Genomic DNA, 14,311 nt, shown 5'->3' with positions numbered 1-14,311 from the left:
GTATTTTGATAGGTAAAAACAATCAAAACCCTTCAATTATTCATCATCAAAAATTGAGCAAAGCAATTGCTTATGTGCAATGAAAAAGGTACTATTCGGGTAGATAGTTCACTTGTCTTTCAGTTAGAAAACTCTTGAGAAATTCAGAAAAGTATAGCGTGAAAGCAAGTAATTAAAAAATGATGATAGCTTATATATGGAGGGAATTTTATGTTATTTAAAAATATTGTAGACGCGATTGGTTATACACCCTTGGTTAAAATTAATGGTTTAGATGCAGATTCTGCGGATATCTATGTCAAATTAGAGAAAAATAATCCATCAGGTTCGGTAAAAGACCGTCCAGTAAAATACATTGTCCAAGACTTGTTGGATTCAGGTAAAGTAGCCGTTGGCGGAACGATTGTTGAGTCAACTTCTGGTAATACGGGTGTTGGATTAGCTATGGTTGGTGCGGCTTTAGGCATTAATGTCGTGATTGTGATGCCAGAATCAATGAGTATCGAGCGTCGTCAATTGATCCAAGCTTACGGTGCGGAACTGATTTTGACAGATAAGTCTGGTGGTATGGCATTGGCTGGTGAAACCGCTGAAAAAGTTGCGGCTGAACGTAATGGTGTGGTCTTTGGTCAATTTACAAACGAGGCCAATGTGACTGCCCACGAGGAAACAACTGCCAAAGAAATCTTAGCTGACTTACCGAATGTTGACGGCTTTGTGGTTGGTATCGGTACTGGTGGTACGGTTTCAGGTGTTGGTCATGTCTTAAAAGAGAAGAATCCAGCTACTGTTATTTGGGGTGGTGAGCCAAGTGATTCACCGCTATTAACTGAAGGTAAGGCAGGCCCTCATAAGATTCAAGGATTAGGTGCCAACTTTATTCCTAAAGTCTTAGATCAATCTATTTTAGACAAAGTAGCGACTGTTTCAAATGAAGATGCGATTGCGGCAGCCAAAGAATTGGCGACTTCTCAAGGAATTTTCGCTGGTTTCTCTTCAGGTGCTAACTATGTAGCGGCGAAAGCACTCGCTAAAGAGTTAGGTAAAGGTAAGGTTGTTGTCACCGTATTACCAGATTCAGGTGAACGTTACCTATCAACCGGCCAATTCGGTGATGGGCATGCTGAGTGATGAATTAAACGAAGCCCACCGCGACTTCGCCCAATATATCTATGACCATGATCCAGCGCCCCATTCCTTAGAAGAAGTCTTTCTATATCCAGGTTTTCAGGCAGTGGTCCGCCATATCGCCGAGCGAGAACTCTATTTACAAGAAGACTATTATGGTGCCCGGAAAATGGCAGAAGCCACCCGAAAGGATACGGGGATTGAAATCCATCCTGGTGCCCAAATTGGGGAAAACGTCTTTATCGACCACGGCATGGGCGTTGTCATTGGGGAAACGGCTATTGTTGGCGACCGAGTCAAGTTGTATCACGGGGTCACTTTAGGTGGGACTGGCAATGACAAAGGGGCAAAACGCCATCCGACCATCCAACATGACGCTGAAGTGGGGGCTAACGCTACCGTCTTAGGCAATGTCACAGTTGGCCACCATGCCAAAGTTGGGGCCAATGCTGTTGTGATTCATGATGTGCCACCCTATGCGACGGCCGTCGGGGTGCCTGCCCGCATTATTTTACATGACAAGAATTGGAACCGAATAGGTGAATATAGTATTTAACATAGAGGTGTGACAAAAGTCACTAAGATTTGAAGTGCTAGACCAAAAGCCGAACAATTATTGCAAGTAATCGGAGTATTTTTGGAAGTGTCGGATAATTCTGACTTCTGACTTTTGGCATCCGATATTACAGGTATGCTTGAAATGGGGATAAGTTTCATCATTCAGTGGATATGTGTGGCTAAAACCGCCTTCATCCACAGTAAAATAGGAAAAAGGACACTTTTTAAGGCAAAAGTGTCCTTTTTTGTCTGCGTTTTGTGTATGATCCTGTGGATTTGTGGATAAGTATGTGGGTAAATGGGGGTATTTATGTGTAAAATCTGTGTAAATATCTGGATACTTATCAACAGGTTGTGGGAAACTTGTGCAAAAACGGTTGAAAACTTGAGAAATAAGGCTGTTATTTTTCAAAAGGTGTGAATAAGGTGTTGGAAAGTCAAAAACTTGTCTGTGGATTGAATTTGTTACAAAGGTCTAGATAGCGGATGGTTGGAAAATGTGGCATAATGAGCCTAGAAATGAATGCGAATTGGAAGTAGGTGTCTAGGGATGAGAAGACTGGGCTTTCGTCGGTTTTTAGGGCTGATATTATTGGGGATCGGGATAGTCATTATGTTCAACCAGGCTTGGCCAGTGGTACAGGTGTATTTAAACCAGCAGGATGTAGCGGTAGCTAATTATACGGCAGAAGAGCTTCAAGAAAACGCGTCGGACCAGTCAAATGGCCAGTTTGATTTCAATGAGGTCCGTAATGTGTCGGCGGCAGAAGTCAACCAAGTGCGGTCAGATATTGAATCTGGCGAAGCGGACTTGGATATCCTCGGGGCAGTAGCTATTCCGGATGCCAATTTAAATACCGCAGTCATTAAAGGGCTGTCTGATGCGGCCATGGTGTCGGGTGCAGGGACCATGTTCCCAGACCAAGTTATGGGCCAAGGGAATTATACTTTAGCTAGCCACCATATCGGCTACGGGACAGATATCTTACTGAATAACATTTCGGATTCAGTGACGGTTGGGGATAAAATTTATCTGACAGATTTGACCAACGTTTACGTATATGAAACTTTCTTCGTTGAAGCAGTAAATCCTGATCAAGTGCAATATATTTCACAAGAAGTGACGGGTGATCCTATTATCACCTTGATGACGTGTACAGCTGATTTGACCCAACGGTGGATTGTCCAAGGGAATTTAACCGAAACAGTGGCTTTCGGTGAGGCACCTGCTGAAGTGCAAGCATTATTTCAGTAGTGCATGGCAATAATGATAAAATAATAGCCAAAAAAACGGCTAGCCCAGGTGAAAGGGTTAGCCGTTTTTGAATAGCATCCTATAAGGATAAGATTGATTTGTGGCCTTGGCTGTAGGTGTTCAAGGCTGCTTGGAATTGGTCGAAGGGTTTTGTATCGAAATGAGCCAGCAAGTTTTGCCAGTCAGTTTGCCATTCATGACCTAAAAGGGGGCCGTAATCTGCGAGTAGATCGGCAATTTCCGCGAATGAATTGGCTCGTAAGATGGCCGCATTCACCCGGTGATAGGATACTAATGTTGGTGCTGGTAGTCCTAAAAACCGGTGTTCGAATAGGTCTAAAAAGCTTTCGAAATCGGGCGCTAAAATGCTGATTTGGCCTAAGCCAACATCCATATAGGCTACGGCCGGTTCGCCTTTGTCGCTGACTTGACTAAAGTCGAAATAGGCGACGCGGTCGTGGTCTTCGTAAAAGATAATCCCTGTATCCGGAATGTTAGGTCGATGAACGAAGTCCCTTTGCCTAGTGATGGACGGGATGTGATAATCAGCGCCTGGTTTCTGTTCGTACATACCAGCGATATAAGGGATGTAGACGGCGGTAAGAGCGTCTCGACTAGGGCGTTTGCTTGCCACGTAACTGTGTGAGGTATAACCCCCATTTTGTTGGTTGACCAGATTATGATAAGAAATTGGTAAATCTGCGATAGAATACCGTTTATATATTGGTGATTTAGGTAAATAAGTGTAAAATTGTTTTTGCAATGGAGATGCAATCAAGTGCATGTTGAAAAGCCTCCTTAAAGATTTGACTATCAATCATTGGTATTTTAAAGCTTTTATCTGACGAAAGATAGTGTTTTGAAACGTAATTTGATAAAATATTTACTGGAATAAGAGGTGCACAGCTGTGACAAATGACTATATATACATTTTTACAAACCCTATCTCGAATCAGGTACAATCATTAGGAGTGGGTTTGAAATATTTTACAAGTGCGGTAAATACAGTACCAAATAACTTGTTACTCATCAAGAATCCAAACCATTTAGGTCGTTTTGATGAATTTACCCGTTTCCATATAGTGAGCGGGCACGAGGCTGTGAGAGAATTTATTGATGGCCAAGCCAACGAAGTCCAAGCCAAAACCAAATGGATTGATTTTAAATATGAATCCCTATTCCAGCAGTTATCTGACCAGGAAATTGCGGAGCTATTATTTTTAGGCCATACGGATGCACCGTTGAACCAGCCGACTTTCTATAAGTTGGGCAACCGATTTACCTTTTTCGGTTCAACCTATCCGAATTCATACCCAACAACTAAAATGTACTACCGAGACATTCACGACTTCTTCAGACAACTAGGCTACGTCTTAGCTGAAAAAGTGACGGAAGACTTACAGGAGCAAAAGCCCATGTTTTTATTCCGCAAGAAGACGGTAGTGAAAACAGTCAAGCCAGTTCCAATACCGCCCAAGCCTATTTTAGGCCACTTAGCTCGGTTGAGTCACGACGGTATCGTCATTACCTTTGAAGGTGCTGATCATGTCGGCGTTAACAAACGTGAATTTCGTGTATACCACGCTGAAGATAACCCGCGTTTTGTTGAAACAGACAAGGCCTCGCATTTATTATTCGGTAGACTCACCTATGATTTAACAACAGAAACTTGGGACTTCCAAGCTTAAAAACTAACAGATTTTAATACGATAGACAATCGACGGAGGAATTTTCATGGAAATTATCGTTTTATTCGGTGGAAAAAGTGCGGAGCATGATATTTCTATCTTAACCGCAACAGCCATCATGCAAAATATTCAATACGATCGCCATAGCGTAACACCGGTATATATTGACCGCCAAGGCCACTGGTTTAAAGGTGCGAACATGACTGAAAAACCAGATGCGCAAGCAAATTTCCAGCTAGACCAAGTGGGCCAAGCGATTGTGCCTACTGACGTTTTGCTAGAAGGGACTGACCAAATCGTTTTCCCAGCACTACACGGACCAAACGGGGAAGACGGGACCATTCAAGGTTTATTCGAAAGTTTAAACGTGGCTTACGTTGGGGCAGGCGTCTTAGCCTCGGCGGCTGGTATGGATAAGATTGTCTCAAAACATTTGTTCAACCAAGCGGGCTTACCGCAAGTGCCATTTGTGGCTCTAACTTCATACGATTGGGAGAAAAACCAGGAAGTGGCCATTGAAAAAGTAACCAATGAACTGGCCTACCCAGTATTTGTGAAACCAGCCAATATGGGGTCAAGTGTGGGGGTATCTGAAGCGATTGATGATGCTTCATTATTAGCAGCCTTAACCTTAGCCTTCCGTTATGACCGCCGTGTTTTAGTTGAAACCAGCGTGCAAAATCCGCGTGAAGTGGAACTAGCAGTCTTGGGGAACGACGAAGTTTTCGTTTCAGTACCTGGTGAATTGGCAAAAGTGCAAGGTTTCTACAACTATGAAGAGAAATACTTGAACAATACCACTGAGATGATCATTCCTGCAGCGATTGACGAGCCAACGGTGGCAAGATTGCAAGACTATGCACGTAAGGCTTACCTAGCCCTAGACGGGTCAGGTTTATCGCGGACGGACTTTTTCTTAACGGAAACTGGTGAGATCTACATTAACGAGGTCAACACCTTACCAGGCTTCACCCAATTTTCTATGTACCCAGCTTTATGGGAAGCGAGCGGTAAATCTTACGCTGATTTATTAGAAGAATTGATTCAATTAGGGTTAAGTCGCTATAATAAGAAGCAAAGTATTCAGCAGTCACTCTAGTCACTGTAGCAAGTCTGATAGGATACCTTAAATAAGTAATCTAAATAGTCACTAAATCACAGAAGCGAATACAGCTAAGGCGCTGGATGTAATAATGAGCGACCTTTAATAGTTAGAGAGGCAAGTATGAAACCCACACAAATTAAAGATATCGTAAAAGCCGTTGAGGCCATTGATTTCACATCAACAGCTCGGTTTACAGAAATTGATTCAGTCGAATTCGATTCACGATTAATTACCCCAGGTGCCCTGTTTGTACCCTTGAAAGGTGCGACAGATGGCCATTCTTATATTGATAAAGCCATTGAAAACGGGGCGGTTGCGGCCTTATGGTCAAACGACCCCAATGAAGCGCCTGTTGATTTTCCAATTATTCAAGTAGAAGATACCCTGGTTGCCATGCAGGCGTTTGCCAAGGCTTACCTAGGATGGATCAAGCCGAAAGTGGTTGGGATTACCGGTTCTTCTGGGAAAACAACGACCAAAGATATGACGGCAGCAGCCCTATCGACGGCCTTAAAAGTCCATAAAACAAATGGTAACTACAACAATGACATTGGTCTGCCTAAAACCATCTTAGATATGCCAGAAGATACTGACGTTATTGTCCTAGAGATGGGTATGTCAGGTGCTGGTGAAATTTCCTTCTTAAGTAAATTGGCGGAACCGGATGTTGTGGTTATTACAATGATTGGGGAAAACCACATCGAATTCCTAGGTTCACGGGAAAATATCGCCAAAGCTAAATTGGAAATTTTAGATGGCTTGAAAGAAGAAGGGACCTTTATTTACCCAGGCGACGAGCCTTTAATTGTTGACCAAATGCCGGCCAATTTATCGCAGTCGACCTTAACAATTGGCTTAAATGAGGATCAAGATATCTTTGCCTTTGACGTAATGATGGACCAGTTCCAATCGACTTTCTACACCAATTTATCACCAGAATTGAAGATGGAAATTCCTTTATCAGGTGGTTATAACGTACAGAACGCCTTATATGCCTTGGGTGTTGCCTACTCATTTGGTTTATCCATGGAGCAAGTCCGCCCTAATTTATCTGAGTTTTCAATTACAGCCGACCGGGGTTCATGGGAACGTGGGATTTTAGATACGCAGATCTTGAATGATACCTATAATGCCAGTCCTTCAGCCATGAAAGCTGTGATCCGTAACTTCTCAGCTATTGCCTCAAAAGGTATGTCTCAAAAGATTTTAGTCTTAGGAGACATGTTAGAATTGGGTACTTTCTCTGATGAATTGCATAAAGAGATCGCTACCGTTATTGGCCTGAATACCTTCAAACATATCTTTTTATACGGACCACGCATCCACCCACTAGTAGATGCTTTAGTTGAAAAGGGGATGCATCCAGATTTAATTACTTATATTGAGTCAGACAAGGAAGCCTTGATTGAAGAAGTTAAAGCCATTTTACAGCCGGAAGATAAGGTCTTAGTGAAGGCAAGTAATGGGATGGGATTAATTGAGGTAGTGGAAGCGTTAAGAATCGCTTCACCAGAAGAATAATTGGACTTAAACTCCGTCACTACTAACATTAAACTCTAGTGAGATTTATGCTTTTCGTTTGTACCTCGCCTTTAGATGTGCTATAGTATCCTAGCTTGAGTATGTTTAGAGGAGTAGCGGAGATTCTGCTACTAAAGTAATCAATATCAGTTGGAAATAGTCGAGCCTGATGCATTTGGCATACTCGGCTATTTTTGTTATGTGGAAAGCTTTTTCACAGATATAAATAGTTCACTCAAGTAGAAAAAGGAGAGACTAGATGAAATTTAATGAAATGAATCTATCAAAGCCCCTGCTTCGCGCAATCGAAGAGATGGGTTTTGAGGAAGCAACACCCATCCAAGCACAAACGATTCCGATGGCACTTGAGGGGAAAGATGTCTTTGGACAAGCCCAAACAGGTACTGGTAAAACAGCCGCTTTTGGTTTGCCATTACTAGAAAAAGTACATGAAACTGGTGGCGTACAAGCCCTAATTATTGAACCAACTCGTGAATTAGCTGTGCAAACAGGTGAAGAATTATACCGCCTTGGTAAATTTAAAGGGATCCATACAACAACTGTATACGGTGGTGCGTCAATCGGACACCAAATCAAATTATTGAAGAAAAACCCACCAGTTGTAATTGGGACACCAGGTCGTATCTTAGACCTTATCAAACGTGGTGTTTTGAAATTAAACAATGTGGAAACATTGGTATTAGATGAAGCAGACGAGATGTTGAAAATGGGCTTTGTTGAAGATATCGAATCAATTATTCGTGAATTACCAACAGAACGCCAAACGCTACTTTTCTCTGCAACAGTACCGCAAGAAATCAAACGTATTGCAGATAACTTCATGAAGGACCCAGCAACTGTTCATATCAAAACCAAACAAATGACTGCGGACTTAATTGATCAATATTACACACGTTGCAAAGACTACGAAAAATTCGACTTGTTAACACGTTTTATCGATGTGCATAATCCTGAATTGTCAATCGTTTTCGCCCGTACAAAACGTCGCGTTGACGAAGTGGCACGTGGATTAATTGAACGTGGTTACTCAGCTGAAGGTATCCACGGTGACTTAAGCCAAGATAAACGTTTAGGTGTTTTACGTAACTTCAAAAATGGTAAATTAGATATCTTAGTAGCGACAGACGTTGCTGCACGTGGTTTAGATATTTCAGGCGTAACACATGTTTACAACTTCGATATTCCACAAGACCCTGAATCATATGTTCACCGTATTGGTCGTACAGGTCGTGCTGGTAAAGAAGGTATGTCAGTAACATTCGTTACAGGTAACGAAATGTCTTACTTACGTACAATTGAAGACCTAACCAAGAAACAAATGTCTGCCCTACGTCCACCTACGACACAAGAAGCCTTCCGTGGCCAATTAGCAAATGTAGTTGAAATCGTTAAAGAGTTAACTGAAGTTGACAATACAGACATGTACCAAGATGCGATTACTTACTTATCAGAAAACTATACTGAAGACGAAATTGCCTTAGCATTAGTTCGTTCATTAGTGAAAGATCCTTCTTCTGTAAAAGTAGAAATCACACCGGAACGTCCATTACCAAACCGTAACAAACGTAACTTCCACCGTAATGCGTCAAACCGCAAAAATAATGGTGGCGGAAACCGTGACCGTAACGGTAAAGGCGGCGGCTACAAAGGTGACCGAAAAGGTGGCTACAAAGGTAACGCTAAAGACAAAAACCGTAACAACTATGACCGTAAAAAATCAAACGGTGGTAACAAACAATCAAAAGGCAAATCAGCAGAATTTAAAATTCGTTAGTAAGCTGTGACAAAAGTCGTTTAGACTTGTAACGTGCTGGAACTAAAGCCGAACAAGCACTGTAAGTGTTTAGCGTATTTTGTGAAGCGTCGACCGAGTCTGACGTTTGAGGCCCGATGATAGTGCAAAGTTTAAAAGACTAGCATCCAAACCCTTATAGACTTTCTACCCAATCAAACAGGTAAGTGAGGTTAAATAACTTCATTTGCCTGTTTTTTTGCTTATCACAAAGGTGCAGTTTTGAAATAAATACGCTAAAATATAAGTAAATAGTTATTTAATAGATGATAGGAAGAGGCCCCATGATTATTGGTTTAGGAACAGATTTAGTAGAAACAGCACGGATTAAGGAGGCGATTGCCGGGAATTCACGCTTCGTCAGTAAATTACTCACAGATCAAGAACTGAGCACTTATCAAGAGATTCATAATGAAAAACGGCAGATAGAGTTTATTGCTGGCCGTTGGGCCGCCAAAGAAGCTTTCGCCAAAGCATACGGAACAGGTATTTCAAGTCAGCTGCATTTTCACGATATTGAAGTCTTTAACGATGACCAACGTAAACCCCTCATTATTTGTAATAAGGTCACAAGCCTGATTCATATCACCATCAGCCATACCGACCACTATGCGACCGCAACGGTCATCATCGAAGCATAACTAGTAAAAGATGAAACCCAACCATCTTTTCGCATAATAAATACTAGATAGAACAGTTTTCACTATTTTTACATTTCAAGTATACAAAAATTGTATATTTAAAAATTCAATTTTTAGTCATTAAAAAGGCGAACAATTCCTTATAACTTATACAATGTTATTGCAAAGTTAACTTCTTATAAAAGTGGATTTGTCGCCTTTTTGTCCAATAAATCGATATATATTTGGTCATCTTTTCAAATTTTGATAGAGTTAAAAGAGACTTTTTCTATAAAAAGGCAAAAATTAGGAGGATTAAGTAATGATAGAATTCAAGAATGTCGAAAAGGTATATCCAGGGGGCACAACCGCTGTAAAAGATGCCTCTTTGACAATTGATGATGGTGAGTTTGTATGTTTCATTGGGACTTCAGGTTCTGGTAAGACAACAGCGCTACGGATGATTAACCGTATGCACGATCCATCAGGCGGGGAGATTCTGATTGACGGCGAAGCAACAACTTCAAAAGATCCAGTAGAATTACGCCGCGGAATTGGTTATGTAATCCAACAAACAGGATTAATGCCACATATGACTGTATACGACAACATCGTAACAGTACCTCGTTTACTTAAATGGGATGAGAAGAAAAACAGAGATATCGCAGAACGTTTAATGAACCGAGTTGAGTTACCTGTAGAATACTTAGACCGCTACCCAAGCGAATTATCAGGTGGACAACAACAACGTATCGGGGTTATTCGTGCCTTAGCAGCCAATCCAAAAATCGTTTTGATGGATGAGCCATTTGGTGCCTTGGACCCAATTACCCGTGACGCATTACAAGAATTGGTAAAAGAACTACAAGTGGAATTTGGTTCAACCTTCGTGTTCGTAACCCATGATATGGATGAAGCCCTAAACTTAGCTGACCGTATTGCGGTATGGCATGAAGGTGACTTGATTCAATACGATACACCAGATGAAATCTTACGTAATCCAGCCAATGAACATGTACGTGGTTTCTTAGGTGAAGACCGCTTAATGCAAGCGCAAACTGATTTCATTACGGTAAAAGAAATCATGATTACTACACCGTTAACAGCTACTTTAGGGATGTCTTTAGGTAAAGCCATTACCATTATGCGCGACAATCAAGTCGATTCATTATTTGTTATCGATGATGACCACCACTTAAAAGGGCTATTAACATTAAACGACGTGGTTTCACGTGGTGCAAACACAAGCTTATCGGTAGCTGACGTTATGCATAAAAACCTACGTCCAGTATATGAAGATGCCTTAGTGCAAGATACAACAACACAAATTCTAAAAGGACGTATTCCGAACATGCCAGTGGTTGACCGCGCTGGTCGTTTGACTGGACTGGTTACACGTTCAGCCTTAGTAAACCTTGTTTACAACTCAATCTGGGGTGACGAGGAAGAAATTGACAAGTTAACTGATGAACCCGTATTTGAAAATGCAGAATCAACAGCAGTTCACCCAATTGATGCGACTACTGAAGGAGCTGATAAATAATGCAAGAGTTTATTGCCAGCCAAGGTAGTGAAGTCATTCGCTTACTTTGGGAGCATATTTATATGTCACTGATTTCTTTAGGTTTAGGTGTTATTGTGGCTGTACCTTTAGGTATCTTTCTTTCACAAGTACCAAAAGTAGCTAATGTAGTGATTGCTATTGTGTCAGTTTTACAAACAATTCCAACGCTAGCGCTTTTAGCTTTAATGATTCCCTTCCTAGGTGTTGGTAAGGTGCCGGCAATTGTCGCCTTATTTATCTATTCGCTATTACCAATTCTACGTAATACCTACTTAGGGATGTCAAACGTAAACCCAGATTTACTTGACGCCGCTAAGGGGATGGGGTTGAAACGGATGCAAATTATTCGCCAAGTTCAACTACCACTTGCGGTACCAGTTATTATGGCAGGTATCCGTCTATCAACTGTTTACGTTATCGCATGGACAACGCTAGCTTCTTATATCGGTGGTGGTGGTCTAGGTGATATGATTTTTAATGGATTAAACCTATTTAGACCAGACTTAATTTTAGGTGGTACGATTCCTGTAACCATCCTTGCGGTCATTGTTGACTTAGTGATGGCACGTATAGAGGAATGGGTTACGCCAACAACCTCTTCTAAGAAAGGAGATGAATCACTTGCGTAAAATGAAATATCTTAAGACATCGGTTTTTGCTGTCTTATCGACAATTATTTTAACAGCTTGTTCATTACCTGGATTAGGAGGTTCAACTGAAAACGGGATTTCCATTGTTTCTGGGTCAACAACTGAACGTCAAATCTTAGGATATCTTGTTGAGGGGATGGTGCAACATTACATTGATACACCAACCAACATTATTCCTAACTTAGGGTCATCAACAATGAACCACCAAGCGCTTGAAACAGGGGACGCCAACGTATCAGCAGTAAACTATACCGGGACTTCACTAACAGGTGAATTGGGTATGGAAGCTGAAACGGATCCAGATTTGGCCTTAGAAACAGTTATTACAGAATTCGAGTCGCAATATGATATGCATTGGTATACACCAGGTTATGGTTTTGCTAACACATATGCCTTCATGGTTCGCCGTGAAGATGCAGAAGAGTACGGCTTAGAAACTGTATCTGACTTGGAAGAATATGCGGATGAGTTTTCAGTTGGGGTAGATAATACCTGGTTAAATCGTGAAGGTGATGGATATGAAGCCTTTAAAGAAATCTATGATTTTGATTTCTCAGAGTTATACCCAATGACAATAGGGTTAGTTTACTCAGCAGTCTCTTCTGGTGAAGTAGACGTTGTATTAGGTTACTCTACTGATGGTCGAATTATTTCCGAAGACTTAGTTGTACTTGAGGATGACAAACGTCTTTTCCCACCATATGATGGGGCACCAGTTGCAACTAATGAAGCGCGCGAAGAGTTCCCTGAATTGGATGATATTTTCCAAAAATTAGCTAATAAAATATCGGATGAAACAATGCAAGAGTTAAACTTCCAAAGTGACCAGTATTTATTAGAACCACAGATTGTTGCAGAACGCTTTTTAGAAGAGAACAACTATTTTGAAGATGCAGAACCTTATATTGAACCAGTGTCGCAAGATAATTTAGGAGGTGAAGAGTAATGGTAGACGTTACACAATTAAACTTATCTGAGCAAATCGTGTATTACTTCCAACAAAATGGGATGTATCTATTATCACAATTCTTCCGCCAACTATTGATGACCTCTTACGGGGTAGTCTTTGCGATCATGGTGGCCGTACCATTAGGTTTCTTTATTGCCCACAAACGTAAAACGTCTGGCTTTATCTTAGGTTTAGCCAACATTATTCAAACTGTGCCGAACTTAGCTTTACTTTCAGTAGTTATGTTAGTGATGGGTCTAGGACCTAACTTGGTTGTCTTTACCATTTTCTTATACTCAATCTTACCAATTCTACGAAATACTTATACTGGTGTAATCAGTGTAGATGATACAATGGTAGATGTTGGTAAGGGGATGGGGATGACCCCTTGGCAAGTGATTTATAAAGTTGAACTGCCACTAGCACTGTCAGTTATCATGGGTGGTATCCGTAATGCCTTTATTACAGGTATCGGGATTTCTACAATCGGTACATTCGTTGGTGCCGGTGGACTTGGTGACGTGTTGCAACGTGGTGTAAATGCGTCAGAGGGTACATCTATCATCATCGCAGCAGTGATTCCAATTTCACTTATGTCAATCCTAGCTGACTGGTTGTTAGGACTAATTGAGAAACGATTGGACCCGTCATCAACCAAATAATCTAGCAATAAATGAAAGGATGAGTCTATGGATTGGAGCTTACTACTGCAAATCTTTCTCATCAACTTGGTATACATCATGTTGAATACCATTCGGACCCTATTGACCATGCGCGGTTATCAAAAAATTGCGCCAATCATAGCCGTTGTAGAGGTAACGGTTTATACATTAGGGCTATCCATGGTAATGCAATACCTATCAAATCCGATTTACCTAATCGTCTACGCATTAGGATTCGGTGTAGGAATTTATTGCGGAATGATGATTGAAACCAAACTCGCACTGGGCTACTCAGTAGTCGAAGTTTACGTGCAAAATGACGACCATACCCTAGCTAACGCCTTACGTGAACGTGGCTACGGGGTAACCATTCAAGTAGGTTACGGCCGTGACGGTGATCGGCTGATCTTAACGATCCTGACACCGCGGTCAAATGAAGTCTATTTGCACCGGACTATTGATGAAATTGATCCCAAAGCATTCTACCTATCTTATGATGCCAAATATATCCATGGCGGTTTCTGGTCTAAACGGGTAAACCCGCGTTTGATCAAACGATCTAAAGTCAAAGATCAACAAAACGACAATATCGTGGTTGAGGAAGTAGAATCAAGAGAAGAATATGTAGAGGAAACAGGTTACTTATTCGATGAAGAGGTCAACCAAGAAACAAAAGATCCTTCATTTGAACAAGAGTTAAATCAAGAATCAGATAAAAACTCAGATAAAGAATAAGTAGCGTATCAAAAAGGCAGCGACTGACCAAAAATCAGTCACTGCTTTTTTTGATACCTAAAT

The 14,311-nt window shown here is 41.2% G+C and carries 13 protein-coding genes and 1 pseudogene; 13 read left to right on the top strand and 1 reads right to left on the bottom strand.

The window, feature by feature from the left end:
• Positions 1-210 precede the first annotated feature (210 nt).
• From cysK to ACRCJ0_RS04990, 3 genes are all read left to right on the top strand, one after another.
• Positions 211-1,131, top strand: coding sequence for a cysteine synthase A (cysK, locus tag ACRCJ0_RS05000; protein ID WP_431387736.1), 921 nt, complete (start codon positions 211-213; stop codon positions 1,129-1,131).
• Entirely contained in the window at positions 1,121-1,684 is a 564-nt protein-coding gene (gene epsC, locus ACRCJ0_RS04995) for a serine O-acetyltransferase EpsC (protein WP_431387739.1), read from the top strand. Before cysK ends, epsC begins: the two co-directional genes overlap by 11 nt.
• Before the next feature lie 594 nt (positions 1,685-2,278).
• Positions 2,279-2,941, top strand: coding sequence for a class A sortase (locus ACRCJ0_RS04990; RefSeq protein ID WP_431387735.1), 663 nt, complete (start codon positions 2,279-2,281; stop codon positions 2,939-2,941).
• Positions 2,942-3,020: 79 nt separating this feature from the next.
• Here the strand turns inward: ACRCJ0_RS04990 and ACRCJ0_RS04985 are convergent, their stop codons facing one another.
• The gene (locus tag ACRCJ0_RS04985) at positions 3,021-3,725 is read right to left on the bottom strand and encodes an SMI1/KNR4 family protein (RefSeq protein WP_431387734.1); all 705 of its coding nucleotides are present in this window, start codon (positions 3,723-3,725) and stop codon (positions 3,021-3,023) included.
• Positions 3,726-3,912: 187 nt separating this feature from the next.
• On the opposite strand from ACRCJ0_RS04985, the gene ACRCJ0_RS04980 reads away from it, so the two are divergent.
• The 10 genes and pseudogenes from ACRCJ0_RS04980 to ACRCJ0_RS04935 all read left to right on the top strand — a co-directional run.
• Complete coding sequence (locus ACRCJ0_RS04980; RefSeq protein ID WP_417894030.1) at positions 3,913-4,629, top strand: hypothetical protein; 717 nt, start codon at positions 3,913-3,915, stop codon at positions 4,627-4,629.
• A 46-nt stretch (positions 4,630-4,675) separates the two neighbouring features.
• On the top strand, positions 4,676-5,728 hold the full coding sequence (locus ACRCJ0_RS04975; protein WP_417894015.1) for a D-alanine--D-alanine ligase family protein: 1,053 nt from the start codon (positions 4,676-4,678) through the stop codon (positions 5,726-5,728).
• 126 nt (positions 5,729-5,854) lie between these two features.
• Positions 5,855-7,255 (top strand): UDP-N-acetylmuramoyl-tripeptide--D-alanyl-D-alanine ligase, encoded by a 1,401-nt coding sequence (locus ACRCJ0_RS04970; RefSeq protein WP_431389679.1) that lies wholly within the window; start codon positions 5,855-5,857, stop codon positions 7,253-7,255.
• 259 nt (positions 7,256-7,514) lie between these two features.
• Complete coding sequence (locus ACRCJ0_RS04965) at positions 7,515-9,050, top strand: DEAD/DEAH box helicase (protein WP_431389678.1); 1,536 nt, start codon at positions 7,515-7,517, stop codon at positions 9,048-9,050.
• Positions 9,051-9,352: 302 nt separating this feature from the next.
• Entirely contained in the window at positions 9,353-9,709 is a 357-nt protein-coding gene (acpS, locus tag ACRCJ0_RS04960; protein WP_431389677.1) for a holo-ACP synthase, read from the top strand.
• A 301-nt stretch (positions 9,710-10,010) separates the two neighbouring features.
• On the top strand, positions 10,011-11,231 hold the full coding sequence (locus tag ACRCJ0_RS04955) for an ABC transporter ATP-binding protein (protein WP_417894019.1): 1,221 nt from the start codon (positions 10,011-10,013) through the stop codon (positions 11,229-11,231).
• Positions 11,231-11,881 carry an ABC transporter permease gene (locus ACRCJ0_RS04950; protein WP_417894020.1) on the top strand — a complete coding sequence of 217 codons (651 nt, stop codon included), beginning with the start codon at positions 11,231-11,233 and terminating at the stop codon, positions 11,879-11,881. The genes ACRCJ0_RS04955 and ACRCJ0_RS04950 overlap by 1 nt, the downstream gene beginning before the upstream one ends.
• On the top strand, positions 11,865-12,848 hold the full coding sequence (locus ACRCJ0_RS04945) for an osmoprotectant ABC transporter substrate-binding protein (RefSeq protein WP_417894021.1): 984 nt from the start codon (positions 11,865-11,867) through the stop codon (positions 12,846-12,848). Before ACRCJ0_RS04950 ends, ACRCJ0_RS04945 begins: the two co-directional genes overlap by 17 nt.
• Positions 12,848-13,513 carry an ABC transporter permease gene (locus ACRCJ0_RS04940; protein WP_290490651.1) on the top strand — a complete coding sequence of 222 codons (666 nt, stop codon included), beginning with the start codon at positions 12,848-12,850 and terminating at the stop codon, positions 13,511-13,513. The genes ACRCJ0_RS04945 and ACRCJ0_RS04940 overlap by 1 nt, the downstream gene beginning before the upstream one ends.
• A gap of 27 nt (positions 13,514-13,540) precedes the next feature.
• Positions 13,541-14,059, top strand: a pseudogene (locus ACRCJ0_RS04935) (DUF2179 domain-containing protein); the annotation flags it as partial.
• Between the last annotated feature and the right edge of the window lie 252 nt (positions 14,060-14,311).

The organism is Aerococcus sp. L_32, from assembly GCF_050689315.1.
This window is presented reverse-complemented; position numbering and strand designations above follow the sequence as displayed.

What these genes read in the sequence shown, in the direction of transcription:
- cysK (WP_431387736.1), top strand. Translation starts at nt 211, where the DNA reads ATGTTATTTAAAAATATTGTAGACGCGATTGGTTATACACCCTTGGTT.
- epsC (WP_431387739.1), top strand. Translation starts at nt 1,121, where the DNA reads ATGCTGAGTGATGAATTAAACGAAGCCCACCGCGACTTCGCCCAATAT.
- ACRCJ0_RS04985 (WP_431387734.1), bottom strand. Translation starts at nt 3,725, where the DNA reads ATGCACTTGATTGCATCTCCATTGCAAAAACAATTTTACACTTATTTA.
- ACRCJ0_RS04975 (WP_417894015.1), top strand. Translation starts at nt 4,676, where the DNA reads ATGGAAATTATCGTTTTATTCGGTGGAAAAAGTGCGGAGCATGATATT.
- ACRCJ0_RS04970 (WP_431389679.1), top strand. Translation starts at nt 5,855, where the DNA reads ATGAAACCCACACAAATTAAAGATATCGTAAAAGCCGTTGAGGCCATT.
- ACRCJ0_RS04965 (WP_431389678.1), top strand. Translation starts at nt 7,515, where the DNA reads ATGAAATTTAATGAAATGAATCTATCAAAGCCCCTGCTTCGCGCAATC.
- acpS (WP_431389677.1), top strand. Translation starts at nt 9,353, where the DNA reads ATGATTATTGGTTTAGGAACAGATTTAGTAGAAACAGCACGGATTAAG.
- ACRCJ0_RS04955 (WP_417894019.1), top strand. Translation starts at nt 10,011, where the DNA reads ATGATAGAATTCAAGAATGTCGAAAAGGTATATCCAGGGGGCACAACC.
- ACRCJ0_RS04950 (WP_417894020.1), top strand. Translation starts at nt 11,231, where the DNA reads ATGCAAGAGTTTATTGCCAGCCAAGGTAGTGAAGTCATTCGCTTACTT.
- ACRCJ0_RS04945 (WP_417894021.1), top strand. Translation starts at nt 11,865, where the DNA reads ATGAATCACTTGCGTAAAATGAAATATCTTAAGACATCGGTTTTTGCT.
- ACRCJ0_RS04940 (WP_290490651.1), top strand. Translation starts at nt 12,848, where the DNA reads ATGGTAGACGTTACACAATTAAACTTATCTGAGCAAATCGTGTATTAC.